Origin of the sequence: Paenibacillus sp. FSL R7-0163, from assembly GCF_037969975.1 — a bacterium.
Classification (GTDB): Bacteria; Bacillota; Bacilli; order Paenibacillales; family Paenibacillaceae; genus Paenibacillus_AQ; species Paenibacillus_AQ odorifer.
In genome coordinates this window covers 2112148-2136477 of sequence record NZ_CP150224.1, presented here as the reverse complement: position 1 = coordinate 2136477, position 24330 = coordinate 2112148, and the positions used below count along the sequence as shown (strand labels likewise).

General features: G+C 42.2%; 18 protein-coding genes. 3 read left to right on the top strand and 15 right to left on the bottom strand.

Annotated elements, in window-relative coordinates; genetic code table 11:
* Window positions 1-28: 28 nt before the first annotated feature.
* The 10 genes from NST45_RS09500 to NST45_RS09455 all read right to left on the bottom strand — a co-directional run bounded on the left by NST45_RS09500 (window position 29) and on the right by NST45_RS09455 (window position 14109).
* Window positions 29-1465 carry a glycosyl hydrolase family 28 protein gene (locus NST45_RS09500; protein ID WP_076274963.1) on the bottom strand — a complete coding sequence of 479 codons (1437 nt, stop codon included), beginning with the start codon at window positions 1463-1465 and terminating at the stop codon, window positions 29-31.
* 107 nt (window positions 1466-1572) lie between these two features.
* Entirely contained in the window at window positions 1573-3159 is a 1587-nt protein-coding gene (locus tag NST45_RS09495; RefSeq protein ID WP_036688263.1) for an extracellular solute-binding protein, read from the bottom strand.
* A gap of 87 nt (window positions 3160-3246) precedes the next feature.
* On the bottom strand, window positions 3247-4110 hold the full coding sequence (locus tag NST45_RS09490; RefSeq protein WP_339825433.1) for a carbohydrate ABC transporter permease: 864 nt from the start codon (window positions 4108-4110) through the stop codon (window positions 3247-3249).
* A gap of 30 nt (window positions 4111-4140) precedes the next feature.
* The gene (locus NST45_RS09485) at window positions 4141-5115 is read right to left on the bottom strand and encodes an ABC transporter permease subunit (RefSeq protein ID WP_036688267.1); all 975 of its coding nucleotides are present in this window, start codon (window positions 5113-5115) and stop codon (window positions 4141-4143) included.
* Between the two features lie 195 nt (window positions 5116-5310).
* A complete protein-coding gene (locus tag NST45_RS09480) occupies window positions 5311-7542 on the bottom strand; it encodes a helix-turn-helix domain-containing protein (RefSeq protein ID WP_076141893.1) in 2232 nt (743 codons plus the stop codon).
* A 209-nt stretch (window positions 7543-7751) separates the two neighbouring features.
* Window positions 7752-8369, bottom strand: a complete 618-nt coding sequence (locus NST45_RS09475) for a glycerol-3-phosphate acyltransferase (protein WP_076141892.1) — start codon at window positions 8367-8369, stop codon at window positions 7752-7754.
* The gene (locus NST45_RS09470; protein WP_076141891.1) at window positions 8369-9460 is read right to left on the bottom strand and encodes a glycosyltransferase; all 1092 of its coding nucleotides are present in this window, start codon (window positions 9458-9460) and stop codon (window positions 8369-8371) included. Before NST45_RS09470 ends, NST45_RS09475 begins: the two co-directional genes overlap by 1 nt.
* A 65-nt stretch (window positions 9461-9525) precedes the next feature.
* Window positions 9526-10728 (bottom strand): MFS transporter, encoded by a 1203-nt coding sequence (locus NST45_RS09465; protein WP_036688277.1) that lies wholly within the window; start codon window positions 10726-10728, stop codon window positions 9526-9528.
* A 10-nt stretch (window positions 10729-10738) separates the two neighbouring features.
* Window positions 10739-11776, bottom strand: a complete 1038-nt coding sequence (locus tag NST45_RS09460; protein WP_076146471.1) for an ROK family protein — start codon at window positions 11774-11776, stop codon at window positions 10739-10741.
* A 221-nt stretch (window positions 11777-11997) separates the two neighbouring features.
* Complete coding sequence (locus NST45_RS09455; protein ID WP_076146473.1) at window positions 11998-14109, bottom strand: glycoside hydrolase family 52 protein; 2112 nt, start codon at window positions 14107-14109, stop codon at window positions 11998-12000.
* Between the two features lie 173 nt (window positions 14110-14282).
* Between NST45_RS09455 and NST45_RS09450 the strand changes: the two genes are divergently transcribed.
* Window positions 14283-15197, top strand: a complete 915-nt coding sequence (locus tag NST45_RS09450; RefSeq protein WP_038571818.1) for a helix-turn-helix domain-containing protein — start codon at window positions 14283-14285, stop codon at window positions 15195-15197.
* A gap of 76 nt (window positions 15198-15273) precedes the next feature.
* Here NST45_RS09450 and NST45_RS09445 read toward each other — a convergent pair whose 3' ends face one another.
* The 5 genes from NST45_RS09445 to NST45_RS09425 all read right to left on the bottom strand — a co-directional run bounded on the left by NST45_RS09445 (window position 15274) and on the right by NST45_RS09425 (window position 22101).
* Entirely contained in the window at window positions 15274-16110 is an 837-nt protein-coding gene (locus NST45_RS09445; RefSeq protein ID WP_339825428.1) for a carbohydrate ABC transporter permease, read from the bottom strand.
* 1 nt (window position 16111) lies between these two features.
* Window positions 16112-17050 carry a sugar ABC transporter permease gene (locus tag NST45_RS09440; RefSeq protein ID WP_036688288.1) on the bottom strand — a complete coding sequence of 313 codons (939 nt, stop codon included), beginning with the start codon at window positions 17048-17050 and terminating at the stop codon, window positions 16112-16114.
* An 83-nt stretch (window positions 17051-17133) separates the two neighbouring features.
* Window positions 17134-18483 (bottom strand): extracellular solute-binding protein, encoded by a 1350-nt coding sequence (locus NST45_RS09435; protein WP_076098941.1) that lies wholly within the window; start codon window positions 18481-18483, stop codon window positions 17134-17136.
* A gap of 202 nt (window positions 18484-18685) precedes the next feature.
* On the bottom strand, window positions 18686-20467 hold the full coding sequence (locus NST45_RS09430; RefSeq protein WP_339825423.1) for a sensor histidine kinase: 1782 nt from the start codon (window positions 20465-20467) through the stop codon (window positions 18686-18688).
* A gap of 32 nt (window positions 20468-20499) precedes the next feature.
* Window positions 20500-22101 carry a response regulator gene (locus NST45_RS09425; protein WP_036688297.1) on the bottom strand — a complete coding sequence of 534 codons (1602 nt, stop codon included), beginning with the start codon at window positions 22099-22101 and terminating at the stop codon, window positions 20500-20502.
* Window positions 22102-22425: 324 nt separating this feature from the next.
* Between NST45_RS09425 and NST45_RS09420 the strand changes: the two genes are divergently transcribed.
* Complete coding sequence (locus tag NST45_RS09420; RefSeq protein WP_339825420.1) at window positions 22426-22908, top strand: MarR family transcriptional regulator; 483 nt, start codon at window positions 22426-22428, stop codon at window positions 22906-22908.
* A 156-nt stretch (window positions 22909-23064) separates the two neighbouring features.
* Window positions 23065-24300, top strand: coding sequence for a tetracycline resistance MFS efflux pump (locus NST45_RS09415; protein ID WP_038571831.1), 1236 nt, complete (start codon window positions 23065-23067; stop codon window positions 24298-24300).
* Window positions 24301-24330: the final 30 nt, after the last annotated feature.

The window sequence follows — 24330 nt, the reverse complement described above, 5'->3', positions numbered from 1 at the left end:
TCTCCTCCATTCATTTACATCCTCTGATTTAATGCAAATAAATACCGCTGGCAAATTCATTCACTACAAAATGTTTGTTATTCAGGTCGACAATAACCTCTCCATTAATCTGGAGATTATAAAAATAAATGTCCTTCACACCTCTTTCCTCGTCATAGCCGAATATACGGGAAGGATGGGTATTCTTCCCATTGTAGTGGATATCGCTAAATTCAATATTTTCGATACAGCGTCCTGGCACCGGATTATAGGTTTTATTCCACACCACGCGGACATCAAACAGCTGACCTAGTTCGAAATCCTCCACCCGGATATTTTTGAAAGTAACCTTACGAATGGTATTGTTGTCCCCTGCACAAATTGCCATAACGCCCCAATAATTTTCCTGCGGCTCGTGATGTTCAAGCACATCGATATTTTCGAACCAAATATTTTCTATAAAATCGCCATTATGTTGGTGATCACCATGAATACCGACATGTATGGCATGAGCGACGTCCGCCCAGAGTATGGAATCTTTAACCGTGATATGGCGTGAGTCTCCGTAATACTCTCCACGACTGCCGTAAATGGCAATGCAATCATCAGAAGTTCTCAAGAACACATCTTTAATATCCACATTTGAGCTAGCCATCATATCAATTCCATCACACCAGCCGCGTGTACTGAAAGCTTTGAAGTTATGAATGCGAATATGCTTAGACGCTCCGATATATATACTGTAATGCGGAGGATCAAGCGTGATGATCCCTTCGATCTCAATCTGTTCAGAATGCTGGATTTGAACGCCTCTTAAATAAGTCGTTTTCTCCATATCCGCCAAATACAGAACACCTCTGCCGCGAACAACAACATTCTCAGCATGGTCAATCATTATGGATCCACAAAGGATCGCGCCTCCGGCAATATAAACGGTGGTCCCAGAAGGGATATGCAGCATTGGATTCTCGAATTGATGAAGCCCGGGCATAAAATATATCGTCTGACGCTCCCCGTTAGCCCTTTCTGACAAACGCTGAACTTGTTCTGCGATAGCCGCAAATTGATGTATTCCTGGTTGGACAAGCACTACATTATCATCGTCATGTCTAGGAGGGGCTGTCTCCAAGGGGTTGGCAAAAAGATGCAAGTTACTAAAACGTTCTCCATTGATTTCAATGGAAAGCTTACACGGGTGCTCCAATGTGAACAAAAGGGTATTCTCTTCGATTTGAAAGGAGATTTGGGATGCCAAAGGGCGAATAACCGCTTGTTCAATCTGTTGTTTTTTACAATGAACAGAGACCTCCACCGTGCCATCCATATCAAAATAAACCATCGATGTCGACCGAACCTGATGCATATCCACCTTTGCTTCAAAAACAAACAGAGATTGCCATACCCCACCAGGCTCTCTTACGCTTACTGTAAAATCGTCTTTCCCCAGGGCTTCATTCGGCTGCTCATAAATAATTAATTCGCTCATTTCTACCTCCGTTATCTTAGAATCAACTCTCTTAAGGGTTTAATAAATAGGCTGGAGCAAGCTTTTGCTCCAGCCTATCATCCAGTACTAATCAGCGGACAACCGCTCTATTTACGATCCGCCAACACTTTATTTACTTCATCCGTTACTTCCTGACCTCCGGCTTTTAGCCAGCTATCCTTGAAATTATCAAAATCTTTACCCGTGTTCGCTTCTCCTGTAATCGCCTTGATAACAAACGTATCTTGTAACGTCTTCAGATTGCCCCAATACTTGGGTTTGCTTGTCAATACCGCTGGGCCTAGTACATCAAGCAATGGTGTAACACCTGGAGTGATCTTGTCTCTCAAATCTAGCAATTCTTGTTTTACCGTATGTTTTTCCATTGAAGTGTCTGTGGAGCTAAGTGGATTATAGAAATTGCCCGCTCCCATCTTCGGAGCACTAACCTCTTCATCCGCTTTTGGAATGGCAAGGTCCCCTTCCATATCATAGCTCACCCCCAATTGACCGAAACCTGTCAGCAGAAAACCTTCGGAATCCGTAGACACATATTCAAGAATTTCCATAATTTTATGGCGTTTTTTCTCATCCTTTTCGAGTTGAACACCGAACAATACTGGCGCCTGTCTTGCACCATACGCGAATGAATAAGCAACGCCATCTGGAGCTGTAAACGGCTTGCCAGGCACGAATATTTGACCTTTCTCTAGACCAGGTTTTGCGACAAACCCAGATTCTTTATAAAAATTGCCCCACTTCCCGTTATCCACCATACCCACTTTTTGATCAGCAAATTTAATATTGATTTCGTTATTATCACTAGTTATGAATTCAGGATCAATCAGACCCGCTTTGTACCATTTGCTCAATAACGCCAATGCTGATCGTGTCTCTTCTGTAACGCCTCCATAAACTACGTTCCCGGAAGCATCCTTCTTGAATTGATAAGGGGAAACAGCATAGGCTGAGAACACACTTGTGAACAATTGTTCTGGAAGCTTGCCGCGGCCGATTAAGCCGTAAGTATCTTTCTTCCCATTTTTGTCCGGATCTTCATTAACAAATTTGGTGAGTACATCTTCAAGCTCTTCCAATGTCTTGGGTGGTTCTGAGTAGCCAATATTTTTCAGCCAGGCTTCATTATAGCCCGGAATAAATCCATCAAGACCACCTGGCCAAATTTTCGGGATCCCCCAGTTTTTTTCGTTGTATAAGCCTACGCCCCATGCCCCGGAATCAACGGAATCCAATGCTGCTGCATATTTCGGCATCAGGGATTCAATTTCAGCCTTATCAATTGTCGCAATGATCCCTTGATCTGCCCATTGCACCATATCCGTTTCGTTTGCATCGACCGGGAAGATATCAGGAATATCTCCAGAAGCTAGAAGCACCGAAAATTGTTCTTTCCAAGTTCCACGTTCCAATTTAATATTTTTGATTTTTACATTAAATTTCTTCTCTAGCTCGGTTTGCACATAGTTACCGTCTTCTTCTGGCGTATTAAAGTTGTTCGCCCAAATAATTTCAATCGGAGCTTCAGCTGCTGATGTCCCCCCTTGACCTTGATTCGTCGGCTTAGCTTCGTTAGTGCTATTATTCGCCGCATTCCCGCCACAACCACTCATGACAAGTGAAGCCGATAGGGCTATCGCAGCAATTTCCAACCATTTCTTGGATGTATGCCTCATATTCTTTTATTTCCTCCCTTTTCTTGTTCATCTATATATTTAGACAGCTCGCGGATATAGCGGACTGTTTAAACCATTCTGAGTCTTCTAACCCTTAAGTGATCCAACCATAATTCCTTTGACGAAGAAACGTTGCAGGAATGGATAGATCATTAATATAGGCAGCGCTGTAAACATAATAATAGCTGCTTTGACCATTTCAGGAGCCTGCTCATTAGTAGGAAGTGGTAACATCGGATCTCCTTCGGCTGAAATAACAAGCCGTCTTAAGAAGAGCTGCAGTACAATCTTTGATTGATCCTGCATATATAACATTGCATCAAACCAAGCGTTCCAGTGCCCTACTGCAGTCCATAGGGCTAATGTTACTAGAACAGGCTTCGACAGCGGAATAACAATCGTAAATAAGATCCGCATATCATTAGCCCCATCTATTTTAGCTGAATCCTCCAGTTCCTCCGGTATACCCATAAAGAAATTTCGCAGGAGCAGAAGATTAAACGTGCTGAGCAGGCCGGGGACAATATAAACCCATAACGAATTTATAAGTCCCAGACTTTTGATTAGCAGATAGGTAGGGATAAGCCCGCCGCCAAAAAACATCGTTACAACAATGAACATTGTATAAAATCCCCGGTGCGGCAAATATTTGCGAGACAGCGGATATGCTCCCAGTGACAGAAACACCAGTGTCAGAGCCGTTCCTACAACTGTGCGAAAAACCGTATTTCCCATCGTTTGCCAGACCGTATCAGTTGTCAGTACACGCTTCCAAGCAAAGAAGGAAACTTCTTTAGGATAGAAATGAATTCCCGGCCGAAGGGCTTCCGCAGGTGTGCTAAATGATATAGAGAGCACATGCAAGAAGGGATAAATCATCGTAATACAAAGAATGATTACAAATAGGATTAGAAAGACTTGGAATACTTTTTCACCAGTGGATAGCTTCAATTGTAGTTACTCCTTCCTTACATTCATTCATTAATAAAGACCTTCCTGCCCCATTTTTTTCGTTATGAAGTTTGCAAATAACACCAGGATAAGACCCACCACATTTTTAAATAATCCAACAGCCGTCGTTAGACTGAACTGAAAGTTTTGCAGACCTATCCGGTACACATAAGTATCTAACGTATCCGCCACCCCATATACAGCTGGTGAATAAAGTGTTAAGACTTGATCGAAGCCAGCATCCAGCACACTCCCTACCCGAAGAATAAGCAGAATAGCAATCACCGGCAGGATCGAAGGAATGGTGATAAATAACGTTTGTTTCCAGCGATTGGCTCCGTCCAGAACTGCAGCTTCGTACATTTGGGAATCAATGCTTGCTAATGCAGCTAAGTATATAATCGTTCCCCAGCCGATTTCCTTCCATATTCCTGACATAACGAGCGTAAAGCGGAAATATTTCTCGCTGCCTAAAAAGTAAATGGGATCAAAGCCGAGCCACTGAATAATATAATTGACCACACCCGAATTCGGAGATAACAGAGTGATCAATATCCCCCCAATAACGATCCAGGATAAAAAATGGGGTAAATAGGAAATCGTCTGTGCAACCTTCTTGAAGAAGGAAAACCTAAGTTCGTTAAATAACAGCGCCAATATAATCGGTGCAGGAAAACCAAAGATGATATGGTAAAAACTGATAATAAGCGTGTTCTTAATAATTTTCCAAAAGTCGGGTGAAGCTGTGAACAAATATTCGAAATGCTTAAAGCCGACCCAAGGACTTCCCCAAATTCCATCACGAATAAAATAATCTTTAAAAGCCAGTTGAATGCCATACATCGGGCCATAAGCAAATACGGTATACCAGATGATCACGGGAGCTAGTAATAAGAATAAATATTTGTTTTTTTTGTATTGGCGCCAAGTATGTGTCCACCTCGAGACTTTCGGCTTAAGATTCTCTCCCTGTTTTTGAATGCCAGCAGTGCTTGCCGGGTTCATAGTTGTTTTCTCCTTCCGAATACGATTTTGCGTTAAGACTGTGTCTGAACACCCCTTACGTTAGGGTATTGTAAGCGCTTTTTCTATTGTAAATTCATTAAAATCAGTAAATTATCTTCGTATTGGGGCTATAATTTTTCAAACAAAAGAAAAGACAATCGCGAGACGATTGCCTTTTCCACATGGATTAGAGAATTATGCACTTGAATGGCTCGAATGGTTTGCATTGCCTGCATTCCTATACTGGACCGGTGTAACTCCGTAACGTGTTTTGAATTTGTTGTGAAAATATTGCGGGTTACGATAACCCACCTGAGCAGAAATCTCAGCCACGGACAGCTGCTTTTTTTCTCTTAATAAATCAGCCGCCTTCTCCAACCGCACTCGGGTTACATATTCAGTGAATGATTCATTCATAACGGTTCCGAACAAGGTAGAAATATACGATGGCGCCAACGAAGCAACCTCAGATAATTTATTTAGCGATAAATCCTCTTGAATATTATCATCGATAAAGATTTTTAATTTATGAATGATCTCCGTATGTGCGTGATTACCTGACTCTTGAATATAAGCTGTAATTTGTGCTGATAAATCACGAATGGAATCAAGTGTTTCGGCCAACGTTTCCTTTTTGAACTCATCGAACAGACTGGAAGGCGAAACGATTTGTTGCAGATCAAGCTCAATAATGGTCTGATACAGAACCGTAACCAACTGAAGCAAGCCTAACTCAACCGTCTCCAATTGGACATCACCTTTCTCCAGGACCCTCTGGAAATCGTCCATAAACCTATTCATCGTAACGTCATTGCCTGCCTTTAATGCATTTTTATAAAGATCAAAAGAGAATAAGTGTGGCGTAACATCGTTGAGCGGGATATGTGAATACCGCACAATAGCTTCCGAACCATAGATAAACCGATAACGATAGGCATGTAAGGCATTTTGATACGAAAAGGGGATTTCTTCAGGTGCCTGAACCTTCGATCCAAGCGCTGCTCCAAAGTGTAGTTGCTCGGGCAATCCATTTTTTATAAGCTCCAGCTCCTTCAATAATAAAAGCTCCAGCTCTTCGGGATCCTTATTCAACTCACTGAAATAGATAAGCGCCGCTTCCTGGGTATTCAAGCTGACGAATTTATAAAAGCTATAGGCAGCATGCTGTTCATAAAAAGCCCTGAATTCCTCGCAATCTCCCTTGGTTATACGAATATAGCTAGTCATGTAATAACATTGCAAAGGTAAATAATCGTAGTAATCCGAGCCAGCACCTGCACCTAATACCAGATTTTTTAGTTCATTCACTTTAGCTTTAGATTCTAAGGTTTCGATTTTTTGACCTAGCTTTGAGATTGTACTACCAATAATAGCAAACTCATTTTGCGAATAGTTTACGGTGCCTGGATGATAAAAGCTGCGAACATTGTTTACAAGCTTCTTCATAGGAACATATACACGTTTGGAGATCAAATAAGCGAATAGAAGCCCAATTAACAATACCAGGATACAGCTGACAAATATTTGACTCTTCAGCTGCTTTGATGAGGATACAAATGAATTCATAGGCCGTATTAATACGTATTTCCATTGATTATTCGAGGTTTGGTCATTTTTAAAAGACAGCACATATTTGTCGCGTTTATTATAATGAATTTCCTTATTATTCCCCGCTGACTCCATCCATTGCTTAGCAGTCTTAAGCCCCTCTTCGACGTTCGAGCCCGTATGGATAATAGGGCTGCCCTTTTCATCAAAAGCATATAGCTTTTCCATCGGCGAGCTCATCGTGCTGGAGATCATTTTATTGATGTATTCTAAGCTAACGTCAATATACATGGTTCCGGTTGATGTTTTTGATAAAGCACCGTAGGGAAGGGCGATTGCGTAAGTCAACACCTCTTCTTCATCCGATAACGTTCTATAAGTCCAGCGGTTTAAGGCTGGTGTAACTGATGTTTTTAAGAAGGAAGCATCTGGAGAATTGTCCAGCTTCGAATAAAACTGGCTGTTATCGATGATATAATTACCTTTCTCGAAGTATGTGGATATTTTGTAAACGCCTTCATTAGTAAGCTTGAAAATTTCGAGATCCTTGCGAAAAGCTAATATTCTGCTCGTATTACCTTCCCATTCACTGTCCAGTAAATAATTCAGCATAGATTGATTCTCTAACGACAAGGTAGACACTGCTCGGTTGCGGATACTGTTTTCGTATTTTTGCAGCAGTGTATTTTCCACAAAATCACTTGAAGTCATCAGTCGTTGCTTGCTGTCTCTGGCAATCTCATCCACCATTAAGCGATTAGCCTGAACATACAGATAACTGCCCACAAGTCCGATTAAAACAACGGCTAATAATGTGAATGAAAAAATCAGATGGGTAAACAATGTGCCTCCATTTCTTAGTCTGCCGCCGATCTTCATCACAAGCCCCCCTTTAGTTCATAACCCTATCTCTGTAACTTTCTAAATTGAAAGCATTTATAATTAAAGATACTAAAATGCACCAACTTTAGCCATTATAAAATCTTCTGTTTAAAGATAACGCATCTTTATAAAACCGAAAAAAACAGGCTTCCCCGAAATTAATCGCTGGAAACCTGTTTATTAACCTATACGAGATAAAAGTAACTTCAATGCCCCCGCTCCCTTTTTAAATATTCCTTCACCCATGCAATCCATTCTAACCTGTGCGTATACACAAGGATTACAAAGCTCCCAAGCCATACCCATAGGATAGGAGCAGACCACTTACTGATGCACAAATAGACAAAAAGGAGCAGCATTCCGCTAACCACTTGCACACCATCCGAGACAGGTGAATTTCCTCTGCTTTTGTACCCGCTGCCGAGCACTTTCAACACTGCCAGGATGACCGCTAACGCTAAAGAGGCTTTGAATCCTGTCAATGCACTCCATACCCCAAAGGTTACGGCAATCGCCTTCCCTCCTTTTCCTTTAAGAAATGGAGAGAAGGCATGACCGGCAATAGGAGCTAAGGCAAGCGGAATAATGAAATAACCCTGACTATAATGGCTTCCCATTACCCATAAAAGAGGCAGATATCCTTTTAAAAAATCCAACAACACCCCAAAAATTCCGAATTTATACCCAGATGACTTCCAGAGATTCAAAGCCCCCGGATTACCGTCGCCTATGACCTTTAAATTCTTTTTACGCGCCAGCCCAAGCCAATAGGAAAACATAAGAGATCCCGACAAAAATAAACCCGCAACCCACAATATGATCATTAGTCCCTATGGCCTCCCACCTGGATATGCCTTCCTTTCCAGCTTACATGCCTCAGAAAAACGACCTGATATATCGAATAAAGCATAATCAAGATAAAGAAAAGAGTAGCAACCACGTGAAATACTGGAATGACGATGCCAAAAACCCCTACATATTTAATAAAATAAAAGAGCTGGAACATATAAAGGAGATAACCAAAAAGTAACGGCAATCCCCAAGAAGTATTCGCAAAAATAAACACAGTTTCTGAGATGATGAGCCCGACCACCCAAAGTGCAATTGGAATAATCGTCCGCGGGCTTAACGTTGAGGTGCTTAAGACAGCCCCTTTACTGAAGCCTTCAATTTCACTTTTTATCCCCTTCGGATACATACGAAAAGATACTAAGCCATAACCGATAAAATTTCTAATGGGAACACCTGCCGCGATAAACTTCTCTCCTAAAGACAAATCATCCAGCACTTCAGATCTAATGCTTTGATGGCCATTAACCTTTTCATAATCCTGCCTTAAAGCTAGAATACACGAACCGTATAATCCTTTTTTGGCGTTATTCTTTTCAAAAACGGAGGTGAATGTGAAGATCCCCAGCATATTCATAATTAAGGCAAGTTTCTCAAACAGCTTTTCTGTATGATGAAAAGGAACTACCGAAATGACACCTTTCGATAGCTCCCTTGCTTTTAATAATGAGGCCAGAGCGTTAGGCTTTAACCGGATATCTGCATCCAGAAAAGCAAAAATATCGCCCGAGGCTTGCAAATATCCATTCCATACTGCCCAGCTCTTGCCCGTCCATCCCTCAGGGAGACTGCTATTTGCAATAACCTTAACTCCACAGCTTTCGGCAATTTCCTTGGTCCGATCCTCCGAGAAGTCATCCACAACAATAATTTCATAGGGGGTAATGGTTTGGAGCTGGAGTGAGTCGAGCAGAAGACGCAAATTATATTCTTCATTCCTTGCGGGGATGATGATGGACAATTTCTCCGGTCCTTGAAAATATTCTTGATCAGCGGCCAATATATTCTTTCTAAACAATATAAAACCGGAGAGACATCCAACACCTATAATAATTAACAACCACATGTACAGCTCCCCCCTCCTATAGCTATATATATGAAGGGTTAGTCCGTAATATATTCAATTCAAATTTAACCGACATTTACTTTTGCTGAGTAATGATTAAGCTTTTCTGTACACAAGAGCATAACGATGGCAAAAAAAACGATCATCGCAGGAAAAATACCCAGCGTGAATTTCGAAGCTAATAAGCCGATAAAAGGCGGCATCAGCGTGGTGCCGGTATAAGCTGTTGCCATCTGAAAGCCCATAATTGACTGAGCATGTCTCTTCCCGAATCGTTCAGGGGTTTCATGTAGCATACACGGAAAAATGGGGGCTAACCCTAAACCTATAATCATAAATCCTACAAGTGAAACTATAGTTGGAAGCGGCAATACTAACAGCACCGTACCGATTAAAGCAATGAGTTGACCATATCGAATAAGCTGTTTATTACTCATTTTAAAAGTAATGAAACCCGTCACCATTCTACCAAAAGTAATCCCTAGATAAAAAAACGATACCCATGTCGCTGCAGTTGATGCAGGAATATCTTTAATGTTTACAAGAAAGCTGCTCCCCCATAACCCCATACTCGTTTCTATGGCAGAATAAAATAAAAAGGTTAACATCGCTAGCTTCACCCCTCTTAATTTCCAAGGTTTTGTGTTCTCTCCGGCATGCTCTAGCTCCGGATGATTGAACTCGGGATCACTTTCAGCATTCGGGTGGTTATTACTCCCAGCCACTCTATCCCATAAAGGCAGTGTAACGAATAGAATAATGACTAAGCTCAATTGTATGTAAGCAACCGTAAGATAACCTTGCCGCCATAGACCTTCACCAGAGATAAAAGAGCCCATAATAATAGGACCCAGCGTGGCGCCCACTCCCCAGAAACAATGTAACCAACTCATATGATGGGCTTTATAGTGCGTAGCAACATAACTATTTAATCCGGCATCTACAGATCCCGCACCTAAACCGAGTGGAATCGCAGCAACAATTAACCACACTAACGAAGGTGACCATGCAAAACCAAGCAACGCTACAGCAGTCATGATGCAGCTAACAAGAGTCACTTTCCCCGTACCAAAACGTTTAAGGATAATGCCACTCATCAAACTGGACACTATTGTGCCTACTGCAATGACCATCGAAAGAATTCCAGCCGTACCTAATGAAGCATTTAAGTCCATTCTCATCACTGGCCAAGCGGATCCAAGCAATGAATCTGGCAAGCCTAAACTAATAAAGGCTAAATAAATAATAATAAGAAAAAAAGTTGCCATAGTTATCTCCTTAATTGTTCTCATCTATTTGTTGTGAAACTAATAATCCTAATCCAAGACTTTGTAATCCATTCAGATAATCACGCTTCAAGTTACTCACCGCTAACGCAGGAAGATGCTCCTTCGGAACGTATGTGGCACTTCGCTCAGCGATTTGATTAAGCATAGCTGGAGCTAATTCATCCTCACAAAAAATAATATAATGCGGATTCAAAATAGAAGTCATAGTAGCCACTAATCGACTAATCGCATCCACGCTTTGATTCGATTGCATATTTGATCCACCAGGATCTCCAGTTAATGCCTCTATGAAATTTCTATTGTCATACTGGGGCAAGAATTGAACTTCCCCTGAAAAAAACGTCTTTCCTCGCACAATTTCACCATTGACCGCGATCCCAGCTCCCGGACCATTTTTCCCTAAATACAGATACATTAGAGAAGTATTCTCTTTCAAATTTCGTTGCGTCATATAGCCGATTACAGCCGCATTCATATCATTTTCCACGATTGTCGGAATGGATAGTTGATCTTCTATGTGTTTTCTCAAATCTAAATTCTGATATTTCTCATAACCCGGAATCAGAAAAATCTGCCCATGATTCACCGCACCTGGAACTCCAATAGCCACAGAATGGATTTTAGGATTGGCCTTTTTTTCATCTTCAATAAGCGTGACCAGTTTACTAACATCTTCCTCAAGAATACTGGGCAAACTCCCTTCTTTGATTACCTCACCAATGCAATTATAGATGGTATAATTCGTTTCATTTTTTTCCAAAAAAATAGCCATACCTAACCGATAATTCGGATTGTAGGCATATCTTATTGCCCTTCTTCCACCACTTGACTCATCCAGACCGCTGATCGTTATTTCCCCTGCCTCTTCCATCTGCATTAGAAATTTACTTATCGTCGGGAAACTATATTGTAATTTATGGCTTAACTCTGCCTTCGTTGCTTTTCCTAGTTCTAATAATGCTGTTCGAATATTTCGGATAATTTCAGATTTCATTTGCAGTGAAGGAAGTCGTTTCTCACTCGCCATGGCTCTCCCACCTATAGTCATACTGACTTATTAAACGCATTTAATAAGTCAGTATGACTATAGCAGCAATTAGATCTATCGACAAGTTAATTCTTGAATGAAGACCCTTCAGTAGGGGGTAGATTGAATCAAGGAGGGAGCGTCGACACAGCAAAAAAGAGGGGTAGCCCCCTCTTAGTATTTTTGCATATTCCGTTTCTACTTATTGAAACTATCTACTCTTATTTCTCATCTAACCACAAAATCGCTGTAACGCCACGCGGATAATATTTACTGCCCGTGATCTCACCGGAAATAATCTGATCGCTCCAGCTCCAAATCGACAACTCCGGATGGGTAAGCCAAGCTACGTGAGCACGATCCGCTGCCGCTCCCCGTTCCTCCCATTCCAATCCCAGAATGCTGCGGGCGATGAACTGGGAGAGATAGATTTTGCTGAGCCAGCTATTGTTGCTAGTTGAGGAGATTTTCCAGCCTCCGTCTTCGAATAAGCATACTCCCGGCTGTAACACCGCATGCAGATGCTTGTCGAGTGCGCCAATATAGGCGGCGAACCGTCCATTACGATCAAGAGCTTCTTTGCAGCCTGTAAAGTAAGGGAACACAAGACCTTCGATAGCCGGAATGATCTTAGAGTCATTGCCTTCTCCAATGACAGCCGGAATATACCCGTCTGCTGTAACACTTGCCACCATTGTTGCGGCGCATTTTTCAGCCTGATCACCTGCTGTTTTGGACTGTTCCGCACGCCCATGCTCTGCAAATATTTTCTCCATAGCCAAGTAAGCAGCCCAGCATTTTCCTGCCAGATAAATATTGTTACGAGCCTGACCTAAAGACACATCCAGACTGTCATACGTAGTAATTTCTGCTCCGCCCATCGTACGTGAGCTATCAAGCCCCATGACACCATTTCTTTGTTCAGGATCTGGATGATCGCGATTTACCATGCTATTCAGGCATTTCTCCATAATACTGAGATTACGTTCCATCCAGCCCCGGTCGCCTGTATGCTCTACATAAGTTGCTGCACTCAGCACCCAGTTAACCAATTGTTCATGTGTCATATGTGAGAAACAACCATCAATGCCATAGACCTCATAAGCAGAATATCCCGGACGTGAAACTACGTTGGCTACACCCATATCATGTGTGAAGCTAATTCCACCTGGATACTCTGTATCCTCACCCGGGAAACGCACCGTATCTTCGTAGCTGAATCTTTCCACGAACATATCCAGTTCATTACGTACAGTCCAAGGATTCAAACGCAGCTCATAAAATAACTGATCGACGGTAAGATCAAAGGTATTCATCATCCGGTATTCGCCTTCGTTGACGATCCAAAATGGCTTATTCTTGTAGTCCAGCAATTGTGTGGAGCCATAATAACTACGTATCGCATGCGCTAACATAAAGGTTTGATCTGCGGATAGGTCATCATGAGTAAATCTATCGTTAGCTTGCTCCGCTTCTTGCTTAAGGATATCAAATCTAGCTAATGCATATGCAGCCACTGCCTCTATATTGTTGAAAAAATGATTATAATAATAGGAAGCATCAATTCCTGAGGTGACATAACCTGAACGGTGAAAACAGATAGCAAAGCGGTAAGTTTCTTTTACTCTGGCTGGAACATCCATGAGCAAAGCACCGACTCGTCCCAGCCCAAAGGTCCAATTCTCCTGCAGCTCCTCCGTTAGAATATCCTCCATTGTGAAGTGCAGTGCGGACTTTGCAGTTCCTTTTTCCGCAGCAATTGCAATAAATCTTCCTTGGCCAACGCCAGTAATCTCCGATGATACATCATCCAGTCTTCTCATTCCGCTATACACATCTGTTCCCTGAAAACCAAAGAATGCACGGCGCGAGGTTGCGGATGAGGTGTTGTCCACTTCGAGTTCAACCAGCACTGCAGGCAGCAGTACATCCTTCATTTCTTCTATAGAGGCAGTTTCTGGATCGGGTACAGAACGAACGGGGGACAGAATCCGGAAGGTCAAATCACCCGCACTCCAGCCGTCTGTGGCTACATGAAAATCTCTAGAAATCTCACGCTCTTGAAAAGGGAACAGAATATTCTCCTTGTCAGGATTAGGATCCGGATTCTCGATATCATAGCGTTTGCTCTCGTCCTCTCCTCCGATCTCATGAAATGGCAGTGTGTCATATCCCTTCCCATCAGCACGTTCTAATCCTATGAATATATTTTGTCTAGGTGGTTTTCCAATCTCCAGATCGAAACCTCCACTAGCTCCTTTGAATCCTAAAGTGAAACTCGCAAATGCACCGATCGGTGAATGATGGGCATTAAAAAATTGATTATGCGACATTAATAATAACACTCCTTCCAGCATGGTCCCGGATACTACCGGGCTATATCTCCATGTTATCGATCTTTCCGGAAGTGCAACAGGGTTAAAGCCTTCTATTATTTGGGCAAATCAAACATCAACAAAAACCTATGTTATAATGAAGCCAAACTTTACAGTAAAAGAGGATTGAAATGATCTCGAATGATCCCGCTTTTCATAATTCTATTGATGGCCAGATGGCTCCAGACATTCAAGCGGCTTTCCATATCTTCGCCGCGCATTGGAGAAAAGTAAATCCGGATTGGCAATATCCCGTACACACTCATCCCATGTTTGAGATTAACGTTGTACTGCAGGGTGAGCAACATATGACGGTCGGCAATAAATCTTTTATCCAGCAAAGCGGTGATATTTTATTCATTCGTCCCGGTGTAGAACATAGCAGCCTCGGTTCGAATGCTAGTCGTGACATGACTTATTACTGCCTGCATTTTGATATTGATGATCTGATTTTACGGCGAGCATTATTAACAGCAGACGCTGTTAGTCTAAGTGGGAATACCCCGGAGCTGCGAGCCATTCGTTCCGCTCTAGATGTGATCATTAATTCTTCCATTCTGTCAGAGTCAAAGGACACACACAGAAATCGTCTGATTACATTGCATGCTTCGCTGCAACTTCTAACCGCGCTCAGCGGCTGGGTACTTTCGGAAATGCCCCTTCTGACAGATACAGAGGCTACGGAAAATACCGTCGCTCTAGCTAACGCGATCGAAGGACTGCTGCAAGAATCTGTCTCCACCGCTGCAAGCACAGGCGAAAGAGGCGGCGGTATTGAGCACATTGCGGCAAAGCTTGGATACAGTACAACTCACTGCAATCGTGTTTTCCACCAAATTTATGGCATGTCGCCAAGACAATATTTATCCCGCTTGATCATTCGTCACGCCAAACTGCTGCTAATGGATAATAACCTATCTGTCGAATCGGTCGCCCACCGGCTGGGGTATCGGGATGTGTCCCATTTCAGCAAGCAATTCAAACGCTGGACAGGTCTCCCGCCAATGGGCTACCGCCGTTTAACCGCGAATCCAAATACGCTTTAGTGATTGTTTCGCTTACAAAAAAAGGGATGTACCCCGCAGCCCACTAAGTGGTTACAGGATATATCCCTTTTATGAATTAACCCTTCGTTGCACCAGACGCAATCCCCTTAACAAAATACTTCTGCAAGGCGATAAACACAATCAGCACAGGTACAACCGACATTGCTGTTCCTGCAAAAATCATATCCCAACGTGAGGAGAATTCTCCGATATAACGGTAAATTTCCACGACCATAGTTTTAGCCTGTCCTGAAGGCAATACCAGCATCGGCATCAGGAAATCATTCCAGATTCCAAGTCCGTTTAAGACCACCATACTGGCTGTGACGGGTCCTAGCAGCGGGAAAACAATTTTCCAGAATATCCCATAACGAGAACATCCGTCGATCTCCGCCGCTTCTTCAATTTCTCTAGGAATGCCTTTGACAAAGCTTGTATACAGCAGGCATCCAAAGCCCACCGCACCGGCTACATAAATTAGAATTGGGCCGGCAAGGCTGCCGTATAACCCCAGCATTCTAAGCTCTTTAAACAGAGGAATCATATACGCCTGAAAAGGGATCATCATTCCTGCTAAAAAGTAAACGAACATGAACCGAGTCCATCTGGCATTTCTGCGTTCAATTGCGTAGCCCGCCATCGGAATAATCAAGACCTGTGCCGCAATAGAAACTGCTGTCAAAATCAGACTATTCAGAATAGCCCGTGGAAACTCTGTTTCGGTTAACAGATATTTAAAGCTGTCCAGATAAAGGGTTTTCGGAAAAGCGATTGCATCCTTCATAATCTCTGCATTACTCTTGAAGGCTGACATTAAATTAAAGAAAATAGGAAAGAAAAAGATAATAGCCACTAATAATGTAACAATGAAAAGTGCGATTTGCCCAACTCTTTTGCGTGTCTGCATCGTCATCTTAGAGCTGCACCTCCCGCTTCTGGAGAACCTTCACTTGGAAGACTGTAATGATGAGTATGATTAAGAACAAGACCATCGCCAGTGCAGTACCAAAACCTTGTCTTAATTCACCAAACCCGACTTTATAAATAATATAAGTTAATGTCTCCGTCTCAAAGCCCGGACCACCATCGGTCATGACGGCAATCTGATCAAAAATCTTCAAGGCGCTGATCATCGATAATACCATACATACAGTCATTGACCCCGCAAGCAGCGGAAAGGTAATATGCCGGAACTGTTGCCAGCCCCCTGCCCCATCAATACTGGCCGCCTCATTTAATTCCTGCGGAATGCCTTGCAATCCAGCGAGGTAAATGATCATATAATAACCCGCGCCTTTCCAAACGGTAGACAAAATAATCGACAGCATCGCATATTTAGGATTGCCCAACCAATCCACAATCCAGCTTCCGAGTCCAACAGACTCCAGGATCTGATTAAATACACCAAAGTTGTAATTCAGGATCATCGCCCAGACGAAACCCATTACGATCCCACTAAGCAACGTAGGGAAATAAAATACACTTCTGAATAAATTCCGGAACCAGCGTACCTTATCGACCATCATAGCCATTGCAATTGCTGCAATATTCTCTAGAACAACAAGTGAAATGGTCATGATCATCGTATTTTTCAGTGCGTTATGCACCCTTGGACTATTCCAAATTTCCACAAAGTTAGCGAAGCCGATATACCTTACGTTGTCGCTAATGCCATCCCATGAGGTGAAGCTTAAATAGACACTCCCAACCGTTGGGACGATAACGAACAAGGTGTACAAAATAAATGATGGTAATATGAACAGCAGAGCGTAGGACTGCCATTTTTTCTTTTTCTTTTTCTGCTGCACAGTGCCTATCAATGACTTGTCAGCATTTACTGCGGATGTAGCCATGGCTACTCTCCCTCCCTTAAAGACCGTGCTTGTTAAAAAGAGAACCTCTGCAGCAGCAGAGGTTGCTCGATCAGGCGCTGCTCTTACATCTGATTAGCTTTCACTTGGTTGTCATACTCTGTATCCGCATCTTTCATGTACTTCGCTACATCTCCATCTTTTACCACGAGATCCTGCAACAGTTTGTAGTACCAGTTACGGAACTGTGGAGGGATTAGATTGTCTCCCCACCAGTTATTGATCGCCAAGGATTTCACTACATTCGGGTCAGCAATAAGATCCAAAGCCACTTGCATTTGTTCACTTGTGTCATAGGTTACTTTCTCTTTTGTTGAAGGAATCGCATTTATGGTTGCTAAATAGTTCGAATACTGTTCTGGGGCGAAGAAGAAACGGATAAAGTCTTTGATGGCTTCTGTTTTGTCTGCATCCTTAGCGGCTTCAGCCGATAAAGACCAGCCTGCAGGTGACGGAAGACCTATGACATTGATTTTCCCTTCACGGTCAGGAAGAGCATAGAAGCCAAATTCAAAGTTCGGGTCCGCTTCAGCGATTTGTGTAAACATCCACGTACCGGAGTACAATTGTGCTGCTTTGCCAGAAACAAGAATCGAAGCGGTCTGATTGTCGCCCGTGCTGAGCCAACCTTTATCTACATAATTCTTGAACAATTCTTTGAAGTCCGTTATGCCTTGAACTACATTAGCATCTGTGAAGCTGACCGTTTTAGCGGTACGTTTGGAATTCCAATCTGCATCTTTCGAGTAGACCTCATCAATCAGGAATTTGTTAACCCAGAAACCCATATGGAAAATATCTTTTCCACCTACTACAATCGGAGTAATGCCCGATGTTTTCAATTTTTCTTGGATGGCGATGAATTCGTCATAGGTTTTTGGAAGCTCGGTGATCCCTGCATCCGCATATGCTTTTTTGCTGTAGATAATCCCTTGGGGAGCGTTCACTTGCAGCGGTGCGTTCCACACCTTACCATCCACTTGTGGTGGGGCTTCGAACAAATCTAGCAGATCGGAAGGCAGCTCTACAATCTTACCCGCATCGGCAAAAACTTCTGTATCACGCATTTCCACCAGGTCCGGGAATTCACCCACAGCATCCTTTGTTTTAAGCCAATCAAGATAGGCAGCGGATGAAGTTTCGCTCAAATCTTTAATAGTGACATTCGGATTAGCTGTTGTAAACTTTTTGACCGTATCTGAGATAGCCTTTTTAGTGGCCGGATCTCCGGAGGCGTAACCTATCGTAAAGCTAACCTCTTTTTTGGTCTCTTGTGGTGTATTTGAAGGCGTTTCGGATGCTGGCGTATCGGTTGCCTTACTCCCTGCATTATTATTATTTCCACCGCAAGCAGTCAAAACTGTTGTAGTGGCGAGTAACAATACGGATAGTTTCATCATTGTTTTTTTGTACATATCATAATAGCCTCCCCTTTTAGTGAACCGTGGAAACTGAAGCAAGATGTGCGCATCATCTCTCGAAAGCGTTTCCGTTGCTAATAGAATAGCATTCCTTATAAATAGTTAGAATGAACTTTTTTAAGCGGGATATGCGGTGAATTTAAGAATAAGTAAAAAAAGAACGAAAGACCGCAGTCTTCCGTTCATCGTCCATCCTTTACGCATTCTCCGAATCTGAGATTTTATAAGGGTCCTCTACAATCGGAAGCAACAATAGAATCGATGTCCCAATATGCTCCCGGCTGCTGATGGATAATCCGTATTCTGCACCGTGCACTGTACGAATTCGTTCATGTACATTTTTTAGTCCAACATTTTTGCTAGGCGAACTAGGCTCTTCCAAGGTTTCAGCCAACTGCTGTACCTTTTCCTTGCTCATACCGATTCCATCATCATAGATCGTAACCAACAACATTTCATCTTTCTTTTCGATCGTCAATCCAACTGTCCCTCTGCCTTGACTGCGCAAGCCATGCTGGATAGCATTTTCAACTATCGGCTGAAGTGACAATTTCAGAATGTACCAGTTCAGATCCACTTCGGGTGAGAGATCGACTACAAGCTCAAATTTATTCTCATACCGCACAGAGATAATATAGAAATAATCCCGTAGATGCTCCAGCTCCTGTCGTATGCTTACCCTATCCTCTCCATAGTCGATTACATATTTCAACTGGTTAGAGAGCGATAAAATCATATCTGCGACCTCATCATTATCTTTATCCACCGCATTCATTCGAATGACTTCCAGGGTGTTGTATAAATAATGCGGACGAATCTGGCTTTTCAGAGCATTTAACTCCGTTTGCTTCTGCTTGATCTGGGCAACGTAAGCTTCATCGATATAGGCTTGTAAACGCTCGACCATTCGGTTAAAACCATGGCTAAGTCTACCCATTTCATCATTGCTGTTCACGACCATCTGGGTATCCAAATTACCGGATTCTACGATAGCCATTTGCTTAATTAAGTTCCGAATCGGAGCAGCCAGCCGCCTTGAGAACCAGACACCCATGATGATCATTGCAATCGCACAAATAAACATCGCTATAAACACCGTCGTACGGGCTGAAAAAAGCTGATCGAATAAATTCGCCCGATGAATTCTGGCAGTCACCGTGCCTTTAAGAAAAGGAATCTCTTCACTGAGAACGATCATCTCCTCGTCCTTTTTAGCCCGAAAAGCCTCTCCATTCGCTGACCTTGTCTCATTCGTGAAATATACATTTCCGTCGCCATCCAGCAGAAATAATTCATCCTGTCCCCCCAGATTTAATTCTCTGAAGAACTGATTAAATAACGAAACATCCACGTCCATAAATAAGGTCCCTACTATCTTGGGATCTTTGGTGACACGCCCAGAAATATCAATTAAAGTACGGCCGATAGTGAACACACTGCGCTTTGAACCTGTGTAATATTCTTCGGAATGGGTAGGGAAAATTGCCACTTGTGAAGGATTTGGAGCCATTTTAGTTAACCACTCTTGATAAGGCAGCAGATCAAAGTTGACCCCTCTGTTTTCTTTTTCCTGATAGTAGAGCTTATCGTCTGACTCCCTATGAAAATAAACACTGGTGATGTAGGAATCACTGTAGAGAACTGTTTTTAGAAAGGTTTCAATAGGAATCGTATTGATCTGCTCCAGCTCATTTACATTATAGGTTTGATTCTGTGAATAACTCTCGATAAAACCTTCATATCGTCCCGTATACATCAGCTTAGAGACCTCATTGTACTGATTGAAGGCAGAATTCAGATTATAGCTCATATATAGTACCATTTGCTGCAAATTACTTGTTGTGTAACGCTCGACATATCCGGAAAAAGTCTGCACAGAAATGTAACTAAGTGCAAAAAGCGGAATTAAGCCGACTAATAAAAAGGAAGCGGAGAATTTAACAAATATACTTTTGGATCTTCGGCCCCAGATAAACATGAATGAAGGCATCCCCTTTGCTATCCATCTGACTATTGGCTTTTGAAGGATTGCTTATATTCTTGTGGCAGCTTGCCATATTTCTTCTTAAACATATCGCTAAAATGCCGGGCATTGTTGTAGCCTACACTATCGGCAATCTCATAAACCATCATATCGCTTTGCAGCAATAAACGAAGGGCATGATTCATCCTCACCTCAGTGACATAATTCTTAAAGTTCTGTCCGGTATGTTTTTTGAAAAAGCTGCTGAAATAATAGGAATTCATAAACATCATCCCTGCCATAGATTCCAGTGTAATATTTTCTGGATAATGCTCCTCAATATAAGCCTTCACCTGGGAAAGCTGCTTCAGTTCCTTATTGCCCATGCGACTGGCAATTTGCCCAGACATTTTGCTCAAAAGCACACGGAAATCTTCCTCCACCTCTTGAAAGGTAGAATAATTAGCCAATCGTTCAAGAATCGGATTTGTATCCTGAAGTGAGGGCCCTGCCTCCACACCAAATTGAATAAGCTCCTGTTCAAGCTGCAAAAATGTATTGTATACGGTAGAAACGGCTTGGTTTCTATTTCCGTCTGCCATCTGCCGGATCGTCTGAAATAATCGCAGGCACTCCTGCTCAATTTGCTCTTTATGTTGTGATTTCATGGCAATCCCAAGGGCGGACTGGATTTCATGCAGCGGAGTTTGAATCAATGATTCACTCTCATACCTGCTCTCTTTAACAGAAATCACACGATTAGGCCCTGTAAAATATTTATAATTTAGCGCTTTCAAAGCTTGACGATAAGATTCATCAGCATCATCCATACCGTCAACAGGATTGCCTACTCCAAGGGTCACCTTTAATTTCAGAAAACTTGTGATTTTGTCATGGAGATCTAAGGCAATTCCCGCTGGTTCCTCAGCATGCTCATGCTGGAGCAGGATACAAAAACGTTCCCCTTTACGGAACATATAACTATTATCGCTTTGCTCCACGGTTTCTTTAATAATGTTAGACAGTGCAAAATCAATCAGCTTACGTTCGCGTTCTTCCCATCTGGAAGGCTGCCCCGACGATTCGTCCGTCTCTACCAAACAAATACTGACGTAGCGACTTAGCGCAATAATCTCCATATCAAGCAAGGTGTCTGCTGTCCCCTTATTGCCGTCCGTCAGCTTGTCGAGCAATTCTTCGATCGTTAATCTGCGGTTTCTCTGTTCATAATGGTTCAGCTTCTCTTTGTTGCGCTCGCCTTCTGTTTCTTGACGAATAAGGGAAACGGCTTTGCTCACAACCTGTTCCAGCTGGTTTTTGTTCACGGGCTTCACCAAATAATCCAGCGCACCATATTGCAGTGCTTGACGGGCATACGTAAACTCTTGATAAGCGCTTATAAAAATAACCTTCACTGCTCTGCCAGCTTCATGAATTTCACGGATAATATCAATCCCTGTATATCCTGGCATGCTTATATCACTAATAATCAGATCAGGATCACAATCCTCGATCTGTTGTTTCAGCTCGATTCCATCACTGGCCTCTCCAACAATGGTCAGTCCAAGCTTCTCCCATGAAATCAGTTTTTTTAGGCCTCGCAAAATCACCGGTTCATCATCTGCGAGCAGTACCCGGATACTCTTCATTATGCAGTCCTCCTACCTTCGAGAAATCATCCCACAGCTGTCCAATCATCTTAATCTTATGATAACAGACAAACAATCTTTGGTGCAGCTTCAAGCGGATGAACTTTCTTAAGAAGAAACCGCAGTTTCTTAAGATTAATTTATCTAAGCTTAAAAAGGTGGTGGGCGTAACTGCGGGGAATGTTTGAACTTCCTCCGTTACTGCTCACCTGTTATTTTTATCTAAAGTTCAATAAAACAAACTATCCTCTACTTTAATATTGTTGAAATAGAAACAAAAAATCAATATAATTTGTTAATGTAAGAGCGCTGGGAGGACAGGCCATGAACAAAGAAGATCAGGTCATGATGGGTTTCAGGGACGTATATAACAAGATGGTTTGGCTTAATAAGGATAAGATGGAAGACAGTCTTAAGGGTTATAAACCTTCTGAAGTACATTGCATCGAATACATTGAAAAAAATGCAGATTCCAACGTCACAAAACTTGCAGAGTCCTTTTATATGACTCGCGGTGCCATAAGTAAATTAACTAAGAAGCTCATCCAAAAGGGCCTCATCGAAAGCTACCAAAAATCGGATAACAAAAAAGAAATCTATTTTAAGCTTACTGAACAAGGGAAAGTAATTTATAACGTCCATGAGGACCTGCACAAAGAGTTCCAAGAGCGGGATAAAGCCGTATTTGAGCAGGTAACTGAGGAGCAATTTGACAGTATGCTTACCTTCGTAGAAAAGTATAGTAGGCATTTGGATGCAGAAATAAAGAAACAGGGTATAGATTTTAATCCGAATAAATTCGAATAATGAAAATGAAACTCCATGCAGCCGGGCTCTTATGAGTAAGGCTGCATTTTTATGGTCATTATTTTGTTGACACGGAAACAAAGACGTGATAAAAATGGTGATGTACCAAATTTGTTTCCAAGGAATCAAAACATCAACTTTTGAGGAGAGAATTTAATGTTCAAATTCAGATCACATAATAAACAGAACATAGATCAATCCGTAGATAAACACGCTCTAATCTTCGGTTTGATCTCTGTGTTTCTGTGCGGAATAGGCTTCAGTATCATCATGCCCGTTGTCCCCTTTTTAGTGCAGCCTTATATAAGCAATCCGGGAGAACAGGCTATAGTTGTCACACTGCTGACCTCTGTTTATGCAGTCTGCGTATTTTTTGCAGCCCCTGCACTTGGAGCTTTGAGTGACAAATACGGGCGTCGTCCATTACTTTTGGTATGCCTTTTAGGTTCCGCAATTGGGTACTTTGTTTTTGGGATAGGAGGAGCGTTATGGGTACTTTTTGTTGGACGCATAATAGAAGGTATAACAGGCGGAAGCATAGGTACTATCTTCGCCTATTTTGCTGATATCATTCCTCCAGAACAGAGAACTAAATACTTTGGCTGGGTGAGTGCGGTAGTAGGTGTAGGTACCGTCATTGGTCCAACGCTAGGCGGATTACTTGCCAAGTTTGGTTATTCTGTACCCATGTATTTTGGAGCCATAATAACCTTATTGAATGTTCTTTACGGATTCTTTTTTATGCCTGAGAGCCTTGACAAGAACAATAGACTGAAAGAAATTACCTTGGTAAGACTGAATCCATTTACACAGCTTGCAAGCATATTGTCCATAAAAAACTTAAAAAGGCTACTGGTCTCAGCATTCTTACTTTGGATACCCAACGGATCTTTACAGGCTGTTTTTTCACAATTCACAATGGATACTTTCAGCTGGAAGCCTGCACTAATCGGACTGATGTTTTCAATTATGGGCTTCCAAGACATCCTTTCACAGGGTTTCATCATGCCTAAGCTTTTGCTGAAACTTAGTGATAAACAGATCGCAATTCTTGGAATGGTTTCGGAGATTATAGGCTACAGTCTCATTGCGCTATCTGCTTTGTTCTCATACTATCCGCTTTTTATCGCTGGAATGTTTATATTTGGTTTTGGGGATTCGATTTTTGGGCCTTCATTCAATGGGATGCTCTCCAAGTCTGTCGATTCTAGTGAACAAGGAAGGATTCAAGGAGGTAGCCAATCTATTCAGGCTTTAGCCAGAATGATTGGACCTGTCATTGGAGGTCAAATTTATGTATCACTTGGTCATGCCGCACCCGCTTTTATGGGGATGATCCTGATAGCTGCGGCAATATCCGTTTTGTATAAGGATACGCGTGTAAATATGTAATCTTGCAATCTCATGTTACAATACAACCTG